We start from the raw sequence: 20,642 nt of genomic DNA, 5'->3' as shown, positions 1-20,642 counted from the left end.
AATGCTTATAATTTGGGGTTGTTTTTATGTCTTTCTTTATCTCTGTTGGTCTTTTTTTCCAGGTTCCGTTGAAATGCTTCTGTTAAGTTTACTCCCGTCTGGTTTGCCAGACAGATCAGCACCCATAATACATCGGCCATTTCATCGTCGAGGTTATCTTTTTCTCCCGGTTTGAATGACTGGTCACCATATTTGCGTGACATGACACGTGCCAATTCTCCTACTTCTTCGGTGAGTACAGCCATGTTGGTCAGCTCGCTGAAATAGCGTACACCATATGTTTTTATCCAGTTGTCTACTGTTTTTTGTGCTTCTTCCAATGTCATCTTTATTCCTTGTTTTTGGTGTCCATGCAGATTGTAACAGGACCGTCGTTCAACAATTCAACTTTCATGTCGGCTCCAAATTCACCGGTTCCTACTTGTTTGCCTAGCCCGATGCTAAGTTCGTTGCAGAAATATTCGTATAGTGGAATTGCTGTCTCGTGGCGGGCTGCACGGATATACGACGGGCGGTTCCCTTTCTTGGTCGAAGCCATCAGGGTGAATTGGCTTACTACCAAAATATCACCTCCTGCCTCAAGAATCGATTTATTCATAACTCCGTTTTCATCGTCGAAAACTCTCAGTCCGATGATTTTTTTACATAACCAGTCGGCGTCTTCCTGATTGTCGGCTTCTTCTATTCCTAAAAGAACGAGGAATCCTTTCTTTATAGCTGATTTGCATGTTCCATTAATCGTGACGGAAGCATGACTTACGCGCTGAATAACTACTCTCATATAAACATATACTTTCTACAAAGATAGAAAATATTCAGTATAATGATAGAATAAATTGTAAGAATGACAAATGTATAGCTTAATTTAATTGTATCTTTGTGGAAGTAGGATTCTGCCGACTGTGAAATGGGTGATATTGATATTTATAATCGCTCTGCGGAAAGACTTGGTATGTCATTTCGCAGAGCTTTTTTATAGGGCCTCTTTTACGCTTTTTGCTGCGGCTTCTCCGATTACTGCTGCAAGTTCTTCGACAGTTGCCTGCTTGATTCTTGCCACACTCTTGAATTCTTTCAGTAGGGCTGTTTTGCGCTTTTCTCCTATGCCTTTTATCCCGTCTAATGCAGAAGCTATTTGACTCTTGCTACGCTTGTCGCGATGGAAAGTAATGGCAAAACGGTGTACCTCGTCTTGTATGTTTTCGAGGAGATGAAAAAGGGGAGTGCCTTGTTTTATTCCTATAGTCATCGGTGGAAATCCGAACAGAACTTCCGAAGTGCGATGCTTGTTGTTTTTGGCAAGTCCGGCAATAGGAATCTGTAATTTTAATTCGTCTTCTATTACTTGTCTTACAACTTCCATCTGGCCTTTTCCACCATCGGTCAGAATTAGGTCTGGTAGTTCTCCTTGTTCTTCGAGTATGCGGGAATATCTCCGGCGTACTACTTCCTGCATAGAGGCATAATCATCCGGTCCGACTACGGTCTTGATATTGTATTTGCGGTAGTCTTTTTTGCTGGGACGTGCCTTCTTAAATACTACGCATGCCGCTACTGCATCGGAACCTTGTATGTTTGAGTTGTCGAAGCATTCAATATGCATAGGCATTTTGTCCATTTGCAGCTGCTCCTGAATTTCTTTTAAGAGGCGAACGCTCCGCTGTTCCGGATTCAGTTTCTCGGCTTGTTTAAGTCGGTCTACTTTGTATTGTTTTACATTGAGAAGAGAAAGCTCAAGCAGATGTTTCTTATCGCCTCGTTGCGGTATGGTAAATGTTACGTTATTCAGTTCCATATCTAGTTCGAAAGGTACGATAATTTCGCGAGAGCAGCTTTTATACCGTTCTCTCATTTCAATAATTCCAAGCTGGAGCAGCTCTTCCTTTGTCTCATTCAGACGTTTCTTATACTCGAATGTGAACGCCTGGTTTATGCATCCGTTTGTGATGTGCAAATAGTTTATGTAGGCCGAATTTTCGTCCATTTCGATAGAGAATACATCTATGTTATGAAGAATGGAACTTACGACTTCACTCTTTGCCCGATAGCTTTCTATTAGTTCATATTTTTCTTTTACTTTTTGAGCTTCTTCAAATTTCATCTCCTCTGCGAGTGACATCATTTCTTTCATCAGTGCGTCGCTTATAGCCTGAGTATTTCCCTTTAAAATCTCTTTTACTTGGGCTATATTATCCATATATTCATCGTGAGATTGCATCCCGATACATGGACCTTTGCAGTTCTTGATGTGGTATTCCAGGCAAACATTGAATTTCCCCTGACGAATGTTTTCGGGGGTTAGTGCCAGATGACAGGTGCGGAGCGGATATAGTTTCTTTATCAGATCTAGCACAGCTTGCATAGAAGGAATATGACTGTATGGACCATAGTAGGTAGAACCGTTCCGGATAATTTGCCTTGTCTTGAATACCCGTGGAAAATACTCGTTGCTGACGCAGATAGATGGATAGCTTTTATCATCTTTCAGCAAGACATTATAGCGAGGCTTGTATTTCTTGATAAGGTTATTTTCCAAGAGCAGGGCATCTTCTTCTGTATTTACAACAATATAGCGGATGTCTGCAATCTTGCTGACTAATATACGTGTCTTGGCAGATTGATGCTCTTTTGAAAAATACGAATATACACGCCGTTTCAAATTTTTTGCTTTCCCAACATAAATAATCACTCCTTCTTTGTTGAGGTATTGATAGATGCCGGGAGTGCTTGGCAAATTTAATACGATTCCTCGAAGGTATTCGTTTGTACTAAGTTCTTCCATGTTATAGCTTGTACGTTTAAGGATTTCTATAAAAGAAGAATCCGGCATATACAAAAATGTATTTGCCGGATTCTTCTTTTCCTTATTTATTGTGAATAGGAGATATTAAACTCTTATATGTCCGTCCGGCTGAGCAGCCTTTTAAAGTTGCAACAGCGTGGTCACTTCTACATCGTCGGTAAATGCTTTTCTACCGTTTAATCCTTTCAGCTCGATTACAAAATTTACAAATGCCTGTTTAGCACCGCATCTTTTTACTAAGCGATAGGTTGCAGCCATGGTTCCTCCGGTTGCCAGCAAATCATCGTGCAACAAGACGATGTCATTTTCATTAATAGCATCTTTATGTATCCGTATGGTGTCAGTCCCATATTCTTTTGCATAAGTTTCTTCTACCACTTCTGCAGGAAGTTTTCCCGGCTTTCTTGCCATGATGAATCCGGCTCCTAATCTGGCAGCTAAAGCACCTCCCAAAATGAAGCCTCTAGATTCGATACCGACTACCTTTGTGATGCCTTTATCCTTATACATTTCGTATAGTTCGTCAATCATCCCTTGGAGGCACTCGGCATTTTTAAACAATGTAGTGACGTCGTAGAACAATATTCCCGGAATAGGGAAGTCTGGTATCTCACGGAGGTTTTTCTTTAATGTTTCTTTATTCATATCCAGTAATTTATGTTTGTTTCTTAAACTTGTTGTTTCACGTGAAACATGCTTGCTTTAGCGTCCCAGTAACACGAGAAGCACATTGATGTCGCTTGGAGAAATACCTGGTATACGGCTTGCTTGCGCCAGTGTTTCCGGATCTATTTTTATGAGCTTCTGACGGGCTTCTGTTGACAGAGAGTTCAAGTTGGCATAGTCAAACTTTCCTTTGATACGGATGGCTTCCAAGCGATGTATCTTGTCTGCTATCATTCGTTCACGATCGATATAGCCTTGGTATTTGATTAACACTTCTGCTGCCTCAATTGTTTCTTCTTTCCGGTCGGTTACCTTGTCGAGTGCAGCTTGGAAAGATGGCACATGCGGGGCAATATTCTCGATAGTGATTTGCGGACGACTAAGCAACTCTATCAGTTTGCAGCCATGAGTAAGCCGGGCTGTTCCAAGTCCCTCTAAAGCGTCGTTTATCTTATCTGCCTTGATGGAGTAGGTTTTTGCAAACTCAACCAACCGCTGTATTTCTTCTCGCTTCTGGCAAAGTCTGTCGTAGCGTTCTTTACTTGCCAGACCTAGTTTATATGAGCGTTCTGTCAGACGCATGTCGGCATCGTCTTGACGGAGCAGAATTCTATATTCTGCACGTGAGGTAAACATTCTGTAAGGTTCGTCTACACCTTTTGTTACCAGGTCGTCAATCAATACTCCGATGTATGCTTCGTCGCGTCCAAGTACGAATGGTTCACCTCCATGACAATTAATGTGTGCATTGATACCAGCAATGATACCTTGTCCTCCGGCTTCTTCGTATCCGGTTGTTCCGTTTACTTGTCCGGCAAAGAATAGGTTCTTTACGACTTTCGATTCTAATGTATGCTTAAGCTGTGTCGGATCGAAATAGTCGTATTCGATAGCATATCCCGGGCGATAGGCAACGATGTTTCTGAAGCAAGGAATCTTCTTTAACGCAGCGAACTGTATATCCATTGGAAGTGAAGAGGAGAATCCGTTTAGATAAAGTTCTTGTGTGGTTTCTCCTTCCGGCTCAAGGAACAACTGATGCTGTGGCTTATCGGGGAAAGTCACAATCTTTGTTTCGATACTTGGGCAATAGCGAGGTCCTATGCTCTGAATTTGTCCATTGAAAAGGGGAGAGTCGGCCAATCCGCTACGCAATACTTCGTGTACTTCCTCGTTAGTATAGCATGTCCAGCATTGAAGCTGCTTGAGCTGTCTGGGCTCGCTGATGAAAGAGAAACGGTGAAAATCATTTTCTCCATCCTGTGTTTCCATCAGGCTGAAGTCTACACTTCGTGCATCAATACGAACCGGAGTACCTGTTTTCATTCGTCCGGCAGTAATGCCATGGCGTGTAATGGATTCTGTCAGATGATAGGATGCTGGTTCTGCACAACGTCCTCCGGCAAGCATCTTGTGTCCGATATGCATTAAGCCGTTTAAGAAAGTACCGGCTGTAAGAATAATACATTTGGCATGGAAAGTTACTCCCCAGCATGTAACCAATCCGGTTACTTCACCATTTTCTACTAATAATTCCTCTACTGTATCTTGCCAAATATGGAGGTTGGGAATGTTCTCCAGGATTTCGCGCCATGCCCAGATGAATTTACCTCGGTCGCACTGTGCACGTGGACTCCACATGGCAGGACCTTTGGAACGGTTCAGCATGCGGAACTGAATTGCTGTGCGGTCTGTTACCAATCCCATATATCCGCCGAGTGCGTCGATTTCCCGAACAATCTGACCTTTGGCGATTCCTCCCACGGCAGGGTTACAGCTCATCTGTCCGATCTTATTCATATCCATTGTGATCAGACAGGTTTTCGAGCCAAGGTTAGCTGCTGCCGCAGCGGCTTCGCAGCCGGCATGTCCGGCTCCTATAACAATAACGTCATACTTAAAGTCCATTAATCTTTTGTTTTTATATCTGTTGCAAAAATACGAAAAATTAGTGGCTTAGCTTTGATTCAGGTTCGTAAAAAGAGTTATAGTAAAGAGGAAAGGAGAGGAGGGAGTAAAGAACTGAAAAGTATGAAATAAAATCCGCTGTTGTTTCCCCTGATTCATGCTGACATTTTAAAAAAACATCGGCATGAATCAGGGAAAACAACAGCGGAAATTTTCAGCAGTCCTACCCGAACTGGGAATGTGCTCAGGTAATAGGTCTTGAATAGATTCCGAATGGAATTATTGAAAATCTTTCAGCAAATCGAGTGCCTTATTTTCGGCAGCTTCCATGATTTCACGTTCTCCCGGACCTTTATCGTTTATTCCACACAGATGCAGAATACCGTGAATAATGACGCGGTGCAACTCTGTTTCGTAAGTTGCTCCAAATTGCTCTGCGTTGGTACGGACTGTATCAAGGCTAATAAATAAATCGCCTGCAATCCGGTTCCCTTCACAATAGTCGAACGTAATGATGTCAGTGTAGTAATCGTGCTGAAGATACTGACGGTTTACTTCCAGAATCTTTTCATCAGAACAGAAAATGTAAGCTATTTCACCTACTTTTTTCCCGTAAGTTTCTGCAACAGCTTTTATCCACGCTGTGGTTTCGCGCTTTTTGATAGCGGGCATTTCTACCCCTTCAGTTTGATAAGTAATCATATCGTATATCAGTTAAAGAATAAATAGCAAATAAGAATTGCGGCTATGATACCAGCCAGATCGGCGAGTAATCCGCATGGTACGGCATGGCGTGTACGGACAACTCCCACACTTCCGAAATAAACGGCGAGAATATAGAACGTAGTATCGGTAGATCCCTGAAAGATGCAAGATAACCGTCCTACAAAAGAGTCGGCTCCGTATGTGTTCATGGCATCTACCATTAGCCCGCGAGCTCCACTACCACTTAATGGTTTCATCAGTGCTGTAGGCAGTGCCCCTACAAAATCACTATTGATACCACATAAGTTCACCAAATTGGCTATACCTTCTATCAAATAGTCCATGCATCCGGAAGCACGGAAGACTCCGATGGCTACTAAAATGGCTACCAGATAAGGGATGATGCGTACGGCAGTAGTAAACCCTTCTTTGGCTCCTTCTACAAAAGCGTCGTATACATTAATTTTCTTTCTCATGCCGGCAACTATGAAACCGATGATAATGACAAACAAGAATACATTGGCTGTAGTTGTAGAATAGATATCGATTTGCTGACGTGACAGCATGCTGAAGGAATAAATAATACCTGCAATAACTAGGCTTGTACCACCTAGGAATAACAGAATAGTCCGGTTCAGCAAGTTGATGCGCTGGTATAAGCTTACTGCAATAATACCGGCAAGTGTAGAAAAAAAGGTCGCCAGCAGAATAGGGACAAAAACGTCTGTAGGCTGAGCAGCTCCCAGTTGGGCACGATAGACCATAATGCTGATAGGAATCAAGGTCAATCCTGAGGTATTCAGTACCAGAAACATGATCATCGGATTACTTGCCGTATCTTTTTTCGGATTCAGTTCTTGTAATCCCTCCATTGCTTTCAGGCCTAAAGGGGTTGCTGCATTGTCCAAACCTAGCATATTGGCGGCAAGATTCATAAAAATACTTCCTGTAACAGGATGCCCTTTGGGTATTTCCGGGAATAATTTAGTAAAGAGTGGGCTCAGTAAACGAGAGAAAATTCCGATAACACCACCTTGTTCTCCGATACGCATGATGCCCATCCAGAGGGATAGTACTCCGGTTAGTCCCAGTGAAATCTCGAATGCTGTTTTGGAAGAATCGAATGTTGAATTAATGATAGCAGGAAAGACTTCCGTATCTCCTAAAAATATAAGACGTACTACAGCTACAATAAATGCGGTCAGGAAAAAAGCAATCCAAATATAATTCAGAACCATGTAGAATATGTTTGAAGTATTAATAATCTTTACCGGACAAAAGTAAAGAATTAATTCAGAAAATGATAACTTTGTTCTTATGAAAAAACCTCGGTGGAAACATATTCGTTGGATAATACTGGCTTTACTTTTGGCTGGTGTGTGTATGTTTCGGTTTATATCTGGTGCAGGTGAATTTTATGCCTGCTGTATTTATCCTGCTGTTTCCGGCTGTTTGTCGCGGTTGGCTTCTCTAGTTTCGTTTTCTCTTTGTGAAGCTCTGGTCGTTGCGACAGTTGTAGCGCTATTGCTGTATCCGATTATAGCCAGGCGTAGAAGACAGACTTGGAAATCAATCGTAGGGAGAGAACTGGAAGTTTTGCTTTGGATATATGTATGGTTTTATTGGGGATGGGGAATGAATTATTTCCGCGACAGTTTCTTTGAGCGGACAGAAGTCACTCCTTGTTCTTATAATGAACAACGTTTCAAGCAGTTTCTTGCTATTTATACGGATAGTTTAAACAGTACATATAAAAAAGACTTGAATGTTTCACAGCCAGACATAGAACAAAAAATCAAGCCGGTTTATGCAGAAGTTCCCGATAAATATGGACTGACTCATCCGGAAAGTTTTCAGCATCCGAAACAATCCTTCTGTAACGCCTTATATTCGGGAGTTGGGGTATTGGGATATATGGGACCTTTTTTCGATGAGTCGCATGTGAATCATGAGCTACTACCTGTACAACTTCCGTTTACTTACGCACACGAGCTTGCCCACTTGCTTGGAGTTAGCAGTGAGGCTGAAGCTAATTTCTGGGCTTATCAGGTATGTATTCATGCTGACGATTGCAATATACGTTATAGCGGCTATTTCGGATTGTTACCCTATGTAGCGGTAAATGTTCGTAGTTTGCTTGGCGATAGTGAATATTCGAAGTGGTTAAGTATGCTACGTCCGGAAGTGATACAACAGTTGTACGATAAGCAAGCATATTGGGATGTCCGTTATAATAAATTATTAGGAAAGTTTCAGAATGTAGTTTACAACTGGTATTTAAAAAGTAATCAAATTCCCTCCGGACAAAAAAATTATGCGGAAGTTATCGGTATGATTCTTTCTCTACCGGAAAATTGGTGGCAGGGGCCTCTTGAGAATTAAAAAAATCGGGGAAGTATTCAGCTTGAATCTTTTTTTGCCAGTAATGAAGCTCTTTGTTTTGATATGTTTTCTTTAAATGGTGCTTATTTTGTTTCTTTTTGAAATATCGTATTGTTTATTTCTGTTTATTTGTATTGTATAATACGATTTTATATTTCTTTTTGGTGCTAGGAAAAGTATTGTAACTTTGGTTGAACTAGAAAAAATAGATAATTTTCTTCTCCTTAATCATTTTTATTTCGGATAATAAGTAAAAAAAATCCGCTTCAGAATAAAAAACTTGGTTAGTTATTCTGAAACGGAGATTTTATTAGAAATCACAAATGGAGCTTATTGTGGATTCTGTACGATGTTGGGGTTAGCATCTATTTCCGACTGTGGAATAGGAAGAGCGATACGCGGATCATTGGGTTGGATTGTTTCAGCATTTAATGTATTCAGTGTACTCAAGTGCCATCCTCCTTTACGAACGATCGGTTGTTTGTTTCGCAGATAGTCGAAGAAAATTTGTCCTTCGCCTACCAATTCTTTCCGGCATTCTTTCAAGACACGTTCAATAGTAAATTCTTCTGCGCTGACCGACTTTTCCGGATTAGCACGGCTGACAATCTGATTCAGGAAACCTCTTGCAGGTTCCAAATATTCTCCTCCTAATTTTACACCGGCTTCAGCAGCATTCAGATAAACTTCCGATAAGCGGATAATACTGATATTATTGTCTTTCGGATCACCGCTCTTTCCTGGGAATTTACTGAGAAATACCTTACGGGTACGGGCTGCTTCGGGAAGACCTTCATTGTTTTCGATAAGCGATAGCTGGGTAATACAATGACGTACGTCATTAGGATCTTCTTCAAGCAAATTCAGAAATTCTTCTGTAAGGATAAGATTGTTCCAGTCTACTCCCTTTTCTTCATTTGCATAAACCATTGGAGCTCCTTCACCACCGGTACCACCTCCCCATTCTGAAGGTTCGGTTGTACTTATGTATAATTCAAACAGAGCTTCTGCCTGAAAGTCTTTTCCCCATATGGTAGGATATTCGTCACGTGTATAAAGCTGATACAATCCTTTACTATTATTGATGACATCGGTTGCAGCTTCGTAAGCTTCTTTATTTTTCCCCATATCAAGATAGACTCTTGAAAGCAATGCTTGTGCTGCCCAGTAATTGATATAACCATCCGTTCTTTCTGTACTTAGGCTAGAGCGTGCTGTTGTTATGTCGTTGACAACTTGTTCATAACATTCTGCTACTGTATTCCGTTTCGGTTGGTGGGATGGTTCTTCCGGTTTCAATTCGATGGGAACTCCCAGAGAAGCACCATTGTCATTTATATAAGGCATTCCGAAAAGTCTGGTCAGATTGAACAAGGCCAGTCCTCGCAACACCAAGGCTTCCGCCTTTATGCGGTCCAGTTCTTTGGTATCACTGCTTTGTACTGCTCCCTGTTCTATCTTTTGGATAATGTTATTTGCCTGTCTGATTACCAGATAAGGGCGACTCCAAGGAAGAGTTATATTCAGGTTGTCAGTTGCTAGTACATTATATGTATAATAAGGAGTAACACGCTTGCCTGATGCTTTGTTTTCTCTGGCTTGTACATCCATGGCGCGGCAGTCTCCGTAGTACCAGTAATTATCTCCGTAATAACTGTGCTGTGATGTTTCGCGATAAACTCCGTTTAACGCTACCTTTATATCCTCCAAAGTTGAAAGGGCCTGATCGGTAGTAACGGATGTAGAAGGATTCAGATTTAGCCAGTCTTCGGAACAAGATACCCCCATAATAGAAGTAGCCGCCAGTAAATAAATATATATTTTCTTCATATGATATGATCGTTAATGAATTTAGAATGTTAATTGTACGCCAAAACTGAATGTACGCATAGGTGGAGCTTCACAATATACTTCGCCGTTAACAGGAGTTTCTGGATCGTATTGTTTCCATTTAGCCCATGTCAGCAAATTGCTTCCAGAGAAGTAGACACGTGCTTTGTTGATCAATGCCTTGCTTGTCCACTGGTCGGGTAATGTAAATCCGAGAGTAAGATTTTTCAGTCTTAAATGGTCTGTACTGTGGATGTAGCGTGATGAATTGGTAACAGTTGCTTTCTCTCCAAATACGAAACGCGGGACATCTGTCTGGTCGCCCGGTTGTTGCCAGCGTTCTAAAGCATATACAGGCAGATTATATCTGGATGTATAAATAGACTCTGTTCCGTTCTCGATGCTGGTTCCCAGTTTATCGTATGAGTAACCTCCCAGTGAATATGTAAGAGTGAAACTCAAATCCAGCCATTTATAATTTAAAATATTTGTCAGACCACCAGATACTTTAGGGTTAACCGATTTGAATGGTATGCTTTCTGCCTCATTCGGATCGGTTGTCAGACTACGGTCGATTGTACCGTCTTCATTAACCTTATTTTTATAATATTCTGCTTTCCCGTTCTGAGTATTTACTCCGGCAAATTCTTTTACATAGAATGTGTGATATGGCAAGCCCACTTTGTGGATAAACCATGTACCTTCAATAGTCTGATCAAGCTGACCGTTTAATGAAACGATTTTGTTTTTATTGTGTGTCAGATTGAAAACTGTTGTCCAGTTGAAATCGTTGGAAGCGAAATTCAATGTACGTAATTCAAATTCTACACCTTTATTATTAAGCTGTCCGACGTTGGCCAGATAACTGGTAAATCCGGTTGTAGCACTGATAGGAAGATTGTAAAGCAAATCTTTTGTATCACGATTATAATATTCCAGGCTTACGAAAATACGGTTTATGAAAGCGAGGTCAAGTCCGATATTCAGGTTGTAGTTCTTTTCCCATCCTAAATTGGTATTAGGTTGAGATGATTCATACGAACCGGATGCTCCCATATAGTTCTGTCCGTAACTATACAGTCCCATATATCCGTAAAGAGATCCTGGCTGGTTTCCGTTTACACCATAAGAAGCACGTATTTTCAGATCGTTCAAGACCTTTTTTACCGGTTTCATGAATGCTTCATTACTGATATTCCACATACCCGAAACAGACCAGAAATTTCCCCATCGGTTGCTTGGAGAAAGTCGTGAGCTACCATCTCGGCGGAAACTTCCTGCCAGATAATAACGGTCGTCATAATCATAGTTAAGACGTGACAAATACGAAATCATGCGGTAATCTTGAGTGGATGAAATAAAACTGTTCAAGACGGCTGCATTATCGGGTTCTGTCAAGATGTCTGAAGGGAGTTTAGACTTCATTCCTGAGGCTTTGTCGGTCTGATAACTTTCTATTTCATAAGCGGCCAGTACATCCAGATGATGTTTGTATGCAAACGTACGTACGTAGTTTAAAGAAGTAGAAGAGATAAATTTTCCATATTCGATAAACCCTTTTGCTGTCTGGGCGTCACTACCACTTTTAGGGCCTGCCGAACTAAGCGGGTTATAGTATCTGGAATCTTTTTGGGTTGTATAGTCGTAGCTTATTGTTTCTTTCAACTTCAGACCTTTTAACGGCTCAATACTTGCGTAGCCGGTAGAAAACATACGTGTCATACGTACGCGGTTGTAGTCGGTCATGATATCGCGTAATGGATTGAGGGTACTACCTTCATATGCACCGATATAATTTCCTTCTTCATCACGTACTGTCATTGAAGGATTCATGGTCATGGCTACACAAAGGAACGGATTGATGGCAGATCCTCGTTCCTCGTTCATTTCCTGATTCATCTGTGTGAACATCATGTTGGCTCCTACTTCTCCATATTTCCCTACTTTCTGAGTAAGATTCAAGCGAGCAGAATATCGGTCAAGACTTGAGTTTTTAGCCAGACCCTCTTGCTTGTTGTATCCCAGTGAAGCATAATAAGTGGAACGTTCGTTTCCACCTGAAACAGATGCTTCATAATCCTGCTGAGTAGCTGTTCGTAACAATTCTTTCCGCCAGTCGGTATACCCCATAGATGGTACGTATGCATATTGGCCGATTTCCTGATCAGCATATGCTGTTGGTGATTCCATGTTCTGGTCGATGGCATAATTTACCAGTCCTTCATATAATAACTCTCTACGTTGGTCACCATTCAGAGTCGGACGGAAATCGACTGCAGCATTTGAGAAACCACCTGAAATATTCAAGGTTACCTGAGCTCTTCCGGCACTACCTTTTTTAGTCGTGATAAGAATGACTCCATTTGCTGCTCTCGAACCGTAAAGTGAAGCTGCTGCTGCATCTTTTATTACTGTAATATTCTCGATATCAGCAGGGTTCAGCGTACTCATGATGTTGGTTTTTGAGTTATTCATATATGCCGCATCCGAACCGCCTGCACTAAGGCTTCCAGAAGTAACAGGTACTCCGTCTATAACGAACAGTGGTTCTTGAGAGGCATTAAAAGATCCCATACCTCGGATACGGATATTCTGGTTGGCTCCCGGCTGGCCAGAACTGCTGGTAATATTGACACCTGTTGTCATACCTTGCAGTTTCTGTTCCACACTCATGACAGGGATGTCTTTTAACATATCGGCTTTTAGTGTGTTAGCCGAACCGGTAAAAGAAGATTTTGTGAAGTTACCATAACCTGTTACGACAACTTCGTCCAGATTCATTGACTCTGGTTCCAATACAATATTCAGTACTGAATTCTTGCGTGGAACACGAATCTCTGCTGTTTTCATTCCGATGTATGAAACAATCAGTGTTTGGTCTGGTTCAACCTGCAAGCTATACTTCCCTTCCGGGTCGGTTATTGTACCGATAGCTTCATTTCCTTTTATTGTGATAGAAACACCTATCAATGCTTCTTTTTCATCTGCTGAAGTTACTGTTCCAGAGATTGTTCGTTTCTGAGCAAAGACTTGTTGTGTTATTACACAATAAAAAATAAATAAAAAAAATAGTTTTACTTTTTCTCTAGTTTTCATGTTTCCTAATTTTTATGTCGTGTAACAATAATTGAACCAATTTTATTTATTCTTACGATAAAAAATGTAACTTATTGATTTATAGACATGGTTGAAAGCGACTCTCTCTGTGGCTTTTATGTTTATTGGGGACTTTTTACTCAATTTTGGGAAATATCTCCACAATGTTTTACTGATATTTGAGGATGTTAATGTTCCTTATGTCATTTATGATGGTTTGTAAGTATCAATAGTTCGTTAAAAATTCGCCAAGCCTAAGCGACTCTGGCAGTAAATAAAATGAGTTCTTTGAAAAGTTTGTCAATAACTTGCGGGTCTGGACTAATCCCAAACACGCAAATAAATCGTTCAAGCATATAAGCATTGTGTATGAAAGACTTGCAGGAGGATATGGAATAGGTTATTCCGAGCCTCTTACATGCCGCTTTGGCCAAGTTGACAGCAGCAAGCGATGCATTGAAGTGAAAATCCAATTTCCTGAAGTCGGTAGACTGGCAGCTGGTGATTCCTGCATGCTGCTTGCCATCTCTAAAGCAAAATTCCAACTGGAACCTGGTTCTGTAATAATCCAGCACCTCGCGTCCATCCATGGAATCGTCTGTAGAGAAATAAAGTTGCCACTTGTCTGTTCTTCCGTCCATCGGATACCAGACGGCTAAGGAAACATACCTTTTGAAAGCTTTAGCATAAACCCTCAATCCGTATAGCTTTCCTTTGTTCACCTCGTATTCCTTGCACCGGGTCAAATCCAGATTGGCAAAGTCAATCCTGCCGTCAAACCACTTGGGATGACCACGTTTTCCTGTTTTCTTTTCCAGTGTCGGATAGTACAGGACAACATCATTCCTAAAGCGGCTGATAACATGGAAACTGTTCTCACACATAGGCGTTACGAAAGTTTCCTTGGAAAAGAATGCGTCTGCAACCACCGTTTTGGATATGCTTTGCAGCTTGTCTTTTCTGCTGATAAGATAGCAGCTGTACCAGTCAACAAGGTTCTTGTCCATATTATCCAAGGTCTTACAATCCGGCGTCTGAATGGAACCTAAAGTCATGCATTCATGGTTGTCGATGTCAATGACACCGATGCCCATGATTTCCAGTCCACGCTTGTATTCTCCTGCACAACCGGACCAGAAGTAACCTGTCCAAGGTGTCTTCTTGCCTGATTTGGGAATATAGGAAGGATCGATGGCGATGGCTTTTCTTTTGCCTGTGAGATGCTTGCTGATGACAGATCCGTTGAACGCAAACCAGTCGAAAGTTTCATGCTCAAAAAGGTTACGATAAGTCTGTTCTGAGAAACAGCCATATCTGCCCAATTGAAGGAAATTTATACGATCCGGGATGGCCATGAATAATTTCATGGTGTCCATGAACGTTTTTTCAAAAGGTTTGTGTATATTCGCTACTGATTTGAGAGCCGACAGGCACTCGGATTGGTATTGCATAAGGAGTGTTTCTTTAGTCATAATCAGAAGAGTTCAGGGACTTCTAATTTACTAAGAAATAACGAATTATGCAATACTTTCCTCCTTTATTATCAGCAGGTTAGCTCTCTTTTTTCAGCACATTTCTTCATGCTTAACCATTCGTTTTTGACAACATTTCAATGACCTCTTTAGTGTTTCCGAACCAGCTTTTGCCGGTTCTGTTGTTTAACTTTTAATCTTTCGGTAAAAATTTACCGAAGTATTGAGTATTATATGATAGATAAATGGGAAAAACGAAGGAGCCAATACTCGAATTTCGGGATAAGAGAATTACTCTTCGAATAAAAAATTGTATCTTTACAACCTGAAATTTCATACTATAACGAACAGATGGCCATTATCATTAAGAAAGTAAGCTCTAAAAAAGAGTTGCAGACATTTATTCGCTTCAATTACGAATTATACAAAGACAATCCTTATTCCGTACCTGATTTGTACGATGATATGTTGAATACGTTCAGCCCGAAAAAGAATGCAGCATTTGAATTCTGTGAGGCTGATTATTTTCTTGCTTATGAAGGGAAAAAAGTGGTAGGACGTGTAGCTGCCATTATTAACCACCGTGCGAACGAAACATGGAAAAAAAAGGAAGTCCGTTTTGGGTGGATTGACTTTTTAGATAAGCCGGAAATTTCTGAAGCATTGCTTGGAGCAGTAGAAGAATGGGGAAAAGAACGAGGAATGGAAGCTATTGTCGGACCGCTAGGCTTTACCGATATGGATGCAGAAGGTATGCTGGTTGAAGGGTTCGATCAGCTAGGAACCATGTCGACTATTTATAATTACCCTTATTATCAACAGCATATGGAGCGTTTAGGCTTCGAAAAGGAAGCCGACTGGGTAGAGTTTAAGTTGACTGTTCCCGATAAGTTGCCAGAGAAGTTTATCCGTATTTCCGAAATTATTCTGGAAAAATATAAGCTGAAAATCAAAAAATTGAAACGTAGTGAAATAAAGAGCAAAAACTACGGACAGAAGATTTTTGATTTGATAAATGAAGCCTATGCACCTTTGTACGGCTATTCACAAATGACTCAGGGACAAATCAATCAATATATCAAGATGTATTTGCCATTGATAGATTTGCGAATGGTTTCGCTTGTAGAAGATGAAAATGAAAACCTGGTAGCTGTGGGTATTTCTATGCCTTCTTTGTCGGAAGCACTGCAAAAGGCAAAAGGTAAGATGCTTCCTTTTGGCTGGTTCCATTTACTTAAAGCCTTGTTTATCAAAAAGCCGAAAGTGCTTGATTTATTGCTGGTAGGTGTGAAGCCCGAATATCAAAGTAAAGGAGTAAATGCATTGTTGTTTTATGATTTAGTTCCAGTTTATCAACAGATGGGATTCAAATATGGAGAAAGTAATCCGGAACTGGAAATGAACAAGAAAGTACAGGCACAGTGGGGAGCTTTCGAAGCTGTTCAGCACAAACGCCGCCGTGCATATAAAAAGATGTTGGTAGCAGGAAAGAAAGAAGAAAATTAGTATATCGTTTGAGTGTTGTTTATGGAAGAAGAATACAATGAACAAATAGCGAATCCCGTTTCGTATACAGAGGAGAATATTCGTCATCTGAGCGATATGGAGCATGTCCGTACGCGTCCTGGTATGTATATCGGGCGTTTAGGTGATGGCTCTCAGGCAGAAGATGGCATCTATGTATTGCTGAAAGAAGTCGTAGATAACTGTATTGACGAGTTTAAAATGGGAGCAGGAAAACGCATTGAAATACAGATGGAAGATAATTTGCGTGTTTCTGTACGCGATTATGGGCGTGGTATTCCGTTAGGAAGTCTGGTTGATGCCGTATCTATGCTGAATACGGGTGGAAAATATGATACAAAGGCATTTAAGAAAAGTGTCGGGTTGAATGGTGTCGGAGCAAAGGCTGTCAATGCGTTGAGTTCTCGTTTTATAGCGCGAAGTGTACGCGACGGGCAGATGCGTGAAGCTGTTTTTGCAAAAGGAGAACTGATAAGTGATACTACTCAATCTACAGAGGAAGAAAATGGTACTTATATTTTCTTTGAGCCCGATAACACCTTGTTTCTAAACTACCACTTCCGTCCTGAATATATCGAAACGATGCTGCGTAACTATACATATTTAAATACAGGGCTATCGATATATTATAACGGTCACCGCATTGTAAGCCGTAACGGTCTGGAGGATTTGCTGAATGACAATATGACTTCTCAAGGCTTGTATCCTATTGTTCATCTGAAAGATGAAGATATAGAAATAGCCTTTACTCATAGTCCTCAGTATGGGGAGGAATATTATTCGTTTGTCAACGGACAGCATACCACTCAGGGAGGTACGCACCAAAGTGCTTTCAAGGAGCATATTGCACGTACTATCAAGGAATTCTATGGTAAGAATATGGAATTTCAGGATATTCGCAACGGGCTGGTAGCTGCTATTGCCATTAATGTAATAGAGCCGACCTTCGAAAGTCAGACAAAGATTAAGTTGGGCTCTTTGACGATGGCTCCTGAAAAAGATTCAGATGGTAATCCTTATCCACTTTCAGGAATCAGCGTCAATAAGTTTATCGGTGACTTTATAAAGGAAAACGTAGACAATTACTTGCATAAACATCCCGATGTAGCAGATGTGTTGCTTCAGAAGATTCAGGAATCGGAAAAAGAACGTAAGGCTATCGCGGGGGTTACTAAGATTGCGCGTGAACGCGCCAAAAAAGCAAATCTGCATAACCGTAAGTTACGTGATTGCCGTATTCACTTGAATGACTTGAAAGGGGCTAAGAAAGATGAAGAAAATGATCCGCGTTTGGAAAGTTCTATTTTTATCACGGAGGGAGATTCTGCAAGTGGCTCTATAACCAAGAGCCGTGATGTTAATACTCAGGCTGTATTCAGTTTGCGTGGTAAACCTTTGAATTCGTTTGGATTAACTAAAAAAGTCGTTTACGAGAATGAAGAATTCAATCTGTTGCAAGCTGCGCTGAATATCGAGGATGGCTTGGACGGATTACGGTATAATAAAGTCATCGTGGCAACTGATGCCGATGTGGATGGTATGCATATACGCTTGCTGATGATAACTTTTTTCCTTCAGTTCTTTCCCGATTTAATAAAGAAAGGACACGTTTACATCTTGCAGACGCCGCTTTTCCGCGTTCGTAACCGTAAAAAAGGTGTATACGAAACTATTTATTGCTATACAGATGAGGAACGAATTGCAGCAATAGAAAAGTTGGGTCCCAATCCGGAGATTACTCGATTTAAAGGATTAGGAGAAATTTCGCCTGATGAGTTCCGGAATTTTATCGGAAAGGACATGCGTTTAGAACAGGTTTCTTTGCGTAAAACGGATGCAGTTAAAGAGTTGCTGGAGTTTTACATGGGTAAGAACACCATGGAGCGACAAAACTTTATTATTAATAATTTGGTAATAGAAGAGGACTTGTTGAATTGATAGATCAAGTATCTCTTGATTTGTGATTATTGGCTGAAATGAAAAGAGCGATATTTCCAGGGACATTTGATCCCTTTACAATCGGGCATTTTTCGGTGGTAAAACGTGCATTAACCTTTATGGACGAGATTATTATCGGAATTGGTGTCAATGATAATAAGAAAACCTGGTTTCCTACCGAAAAACGTGTGGAGATGATAAAAAGACTCTACGCAAACGAATCTCGCATACGAGTAGAAGCGTATGATAATCTGACTGTCGATTTTGCGCAACAGAGGAACGCTAAGTTCATTATCAGAGGAATCCGTACTGTTCGTGATTTTGAATATGAAGAAACCATTGCCGACATAAATAGAAAGCTTGCTGGCATTGAAACGATTTTGCTTTTCACAGAGCCGGAACTGACAGCCATCAGTTCCACTATTGTACGTGAATTATTGCAATATGGCAAAGATGTAACACCGTTTTTGCCAGAAGGACTGGATATTAATTTATGATGAAAACTATGAAACAGCGACTTTATTTGATTTTGTTGTGCAACTTCTTCTTTTTCTGTTCAGTAGTGGCACAGAATAAGATGCTCAACTCTCCTTCACGCAAGTTGCAGTTGGCGGAGTTTGCTATATCAAACTTATATGTCGATCAGGTAGATGAAAATAAGCTGGTAGAGTCGGCTATTGTAAAGATGCTGGAGCAACTGGACCCTCATTCTACTTATTCTGATCCGGAAGAGGTAAAAGCGTTGAATGAGCCATTGCAAGGGAACTTTGACGGCATAGGAATTCAGTTTAATATGGCTACTGATACGCTATTTGTTATCCAGCCTGTTTCCGGAGGCCCGTCGGAGAAAGTTGGAATTTTGGCGGGCGACCGTATTATTGAGGTAAATGATACGGTGATTGCCGGTGTAAAAATGAGTACGGAAGATGTGATGCGTCGTCTGCGAGGTAAACGAGGTACAGAGGTAACCGTAAAAGTTATGCGTCGTGGAGTAAAAGAGCTACTTCCTTTTACTATCAAACGCGATAAGATTCCTGTATATAGCCTTGATGCTTCGTATATGGTTGATAAAAAAATCGGCTATATTCGTGTAAATCGTTTTGCCGCAACTACAGGAAAGGAATTTGCTGATGCTCTTCATCGTTTGCAGAAGGAAGGTATGCGCGACCTTATTCTCGATTTGCAAGGAAATGGTGGAGGATATCTGAATGCAGCGATTGAATTGGCTAATCAGTTCTTAGGTAAGAAAGAACTTATCGTTTATACAGAAGGACGTCGTAATCCTCGTGCTGAGTTTGATGCTGAGGGAAATGGTGATTTCTTAAATGGACGTTTGGTTGTATTGGTCGATGAATTTTCTGCGTCGGCAAGTGAGATCGTAACAGGAGCATTACAAGACTGGGACCGTGCTATAGTTGTGGGCAGACGTACTTTTGGAAAAGGGCTGGTACAGCGTCCGATTGATTTACCTGACGGTTCTATGATTCGTCTGACTGTTGCTCGTTATTATACGCCTTCCGGTCGTTGTATTCAGAAGCCTTACGAGAGTATTGAACAGTACAATAAAGATTTGATAGATCGTTACAATCGTGGGGAAATGTTGAGTGCAGACAGTATCCATTTTCCGGATTCTTTGAAATACAAGACATTGAAGCTGGGACGTACTGTCTATGGTGGAGGAGGTATCATGCCGGATTATTTTGTGCCTGTAGATACAACCATGTATACTGATTATTATCTTGCCTTGCGCGATAAAGGAGCTATTGTGCAGATGAACTTGAAGCTGGTAGATGCATATCGTGAAGAATGGCTGAAAGAGTATAAGGACTTCCGACATTTTAATAAGAATTTTGAAGTGACATCTGCTATGCTTGAAGAACTGAGAAAGCTAGGTGAAACATTAGGAGCAAAATATGATGAGAAACAATATCAAATTGCACTTCCACTCATAAAAGCTCAAATGAAAGCTCTGATTGCTCGTGATTTATGGGATATGAGTGAGTATTTTCAGGTAATAAATCTCATGAACAATAGTATGCTTAAGGCGGTAGAACTATTAGAGAAGCCAGGAATGAATTTCCTGGAACGTAAATAACTGCTTAGAGTATTTATTAGATTATAAGTAAGAAGGGGCCGTTTTAGCAATGTAGTAAAAAGCTAAAACGGCTCTTTTTATGCTATTAAGATAAGGGATGTCCTGAATATGTTGCTTTGCCTTGAAAGAAGCTTCCTTTACCGGTTTTCAGAAAAACTATGGATAGTAAAGTAGAACCTGTCCTGAATTGTTCATAATGAAATGGTTATTGACCAACAGCGAA

General features: G+C 40.8%; 15 protein-coding genes. 5 read left to right on the top strand and 10 right to left on the bottom strand.

The window, feature by feature from the left end; genetic code table 11:
• Positions 1–5: 5 nt before the first annotated feature.
• From ACDG22_RS02790 to ACDG22_RS02760, 7 genes are all read right to left on the bottom strand, one after another.
• Positions 6–326, bottom strand: coding sequence for a nucleotide pyrophosphohydrolase (locus tag ACDG22_RS02790; protein ID WP_007565780.1), 321 nt, complete (start codon positions 324–326; stop codon positions 6–8).
• Positions 327–328: 2 nt separating this feature from the next.
• On the bottom strand, positions 329–781 hold the full coding sequence (dtd, locus tag ACDG22_RS02785) for a D-aminoacyl-tRNA deacylase (RefSeq protein ID WP_007565782.1): 453 nt from the start codon (positions 779–781) through the stop codon (positions 329–331).
• Between the two features lie 192 nt (positions 782–973).
• A complete protein-coding gene (uvrC, locus tag ACDG22_RS02780) occupies positions 974–2,782 on the bottom strand; it encodes an excinuclease ABC subunit UvrC (protein ID WP_022125397.1) in 1,809 nt (602 codons plus the stop codon).
• A gap of 141 nt (positions 2,783–2,923) precedes the next feature.
• Complete coding sequence (locus ACDG22_RS02775) at positions 2,924–3,448, bottom strand: adenine phosphoribosyltransferase (protein WP_270230720.1); 525 nt, start codon at positions 3,446–3,448, stop codon at positions 2,924–2,926.
• A 57-nt stretch (positions 3,449–3,505) separates the two neighbouring features.
• Positions 3,506–5,377 (bottom strand): tRNA uridine-5-carboxymethylaminomethyl(34) synthesis enzyme MnmG, encoded by a 1,872-nt coding sequence (gene mnmG / locus ACDG22_RS02770; RefSeq protein ID WP_007565788.1) that lies wholly within the window; start codon positions 5,375–5,377, stop codon positions 3,506–3,508.
• A gap of 279 nt (positions 5,378–5,656) precedes the next feature.
• On the bottom strand, positions 5,657–6,079 hold the full coding sequence (ybeY, locus tag ACDG22_RS02765) for an rRNA maturation RNase YbeY (RefSeq protein WP_007565791.1): 423 nt from the start codon (positions 6,077–6,079) through the stop codon (positions 5,657–5,659).
• Between the two features lie 8 nt (positions 6,080–6,087).
• Entirely contained in the window at positions 6,088–7,320 is a 1,233-nt protein-coding gene (locus ACDG22_RS02760; protein WP_270230721.1) for a nucleoside recognition domain-containing protein, read from the bottom strand.
• Positions 7,321–7,399: 79 nt separating this feature from the next.
• Between ACDG22_RS02760 and ACDG22_RS02755 the strand changes: the two genes are divergently transcribed.
• Complete coding sequence (locus ACDG22_RS02755; protein WP_022125393.1) at positions 7,400–8,464, top strand: DUF3810 domain-containing protein; 1,065 nt, start codon at positions 7,400–7,402, stop codon at positions 8,462–8,464.
• Positions 8,465–8,794: 330 nt separating this feature from the next.
• Here ACDG22_RS02755 and ACDG22_RS02750 read toward each other — a convergent pair whose 3' ends face one another.
• The 3 genes from ACDG22_RS02750 to ACDG22_RS02740 all read right to left on the bottom strand — a co-directional run bounded on the left by ACDG22_RS02750 (position 8,795) and on the right by ACDG22_RS02740 (position 14,862).
• The gene (locus ACDG22_RS02750) at positions 8,795–10,294 is read right to left on the bottom strand and encodes a RagB/SusD family nutrient uptake outer membrane protein (protein ID WP_270230723.1); all 1,500 of its coding nucleotides are present in this window, start codon (positions 10,292–10,294) and stop codon (positions 8,795–8,797) included.
• A gap of 21 nt (positions 10,295–10,315) precedes the next feature.
• Positions 10,316–13,390, bottom strand: coding sequence for a SusC/RagA family TonB-linked outer membrane protein (locus ACDG22_RS02745; protein ID WP_239466301.1), 3,075 nt, complete (start codon positions 13,388–13,390; stop codon positions 10,316–10,318).
• Between the two features lie 254 nt (positions 13,391–13,644).
• Positions 13,645–14,862 carry a transposase gene (locus ACDG22_RS02740; protein ID WP_370858767.1) on the bottom strand — a complete coding sequence of 406 codons (1,218 nt, stop codon included), beginning with the start codon at positions 14,860–14,862 and terminating at the stop codon, positions 13,645–13,647.
• A gap of 351 nt (positions 14,863–15,213) precedes the next feature.
• Here ACDG22_RS02740 and ACDG22_RS02735 point away from each other — a divergent pair, with 351 nt between their 5' ends.
• From ACDG22_RS02735 to ACDG22_RS02720, 4 genes are read left to right on the top strand one after another with little or no spacing between them, the layout of a single operon-like run.
• Positions 15,214–16,368 carry an N-acetyltransferase gene (locus ACDG22_RS02735; RefSeq protein ID WP_118484480.1) on the top strand — a complete coding sequence of 385 codons (1,155 nt, stop codon included), beginning with the start codon at positions 15,214–15,216 and terminating at the stop codon, positions 16,366–16,368.
• A 21-nt stretch (positions 16,369–16,389) separates the two neighbouring features.
• On the top strand, positions 16,390–18,324 hold the full coding sequence (locus ACDG22_RS02730; RefSeq protein ID WP_270230701.1) for a DNA topoisomerase IV subunit B: 1,935 nt from the start codon (positions 16,390–16,392) through the stop codon (positions 18,322–18,324).
• A gap of 38 nt (positions 18,325–18,362) precedes the next feature.
• The gene (coaD, locus tag ACDG22_RS02725; protein ID WP_007565808.1) at positions 18,363–18,821 is read left to right on the top strand and encodes a pantetheine-phosphate adenylyltransferase; all 459 of its coding nucleotides are present in this window, start codon (positions 18,363–18,365) and stop codon (positions 18,819–18,821) included.
• Between the two features lie 8 nt (positions 18,822–18,829).
• The gene (locus tag ACDG22_RS02720) at positions 18,830–20,419 is read left to right on the top strand and encodes a S41 family peptidase (protein ID WP_270230702.1); all 1,590 of its coding nucleotides are present in this window, start codon (positions 18,830–18,832) and stop codon (positions 20,417–20,419) included.
• Positions 20,420–20,642: the final 223 nt, after the last annotated feature.

The organism is Phocaeicola coprocola, from assembly GCF_041333015.1.
Taxonomy (GTDB): Bacteria; Bacteroidota; Bacteroidia; order Bacteroidales; family Bacteroidaceae; genus Phocaeicola; species Phocaeicola coprocola.
The sequence above is the reverse complement of the archived record's forward strand: the minus strand, read 5'-3'. Positions and strand labels throughout refer to the sequence as shown.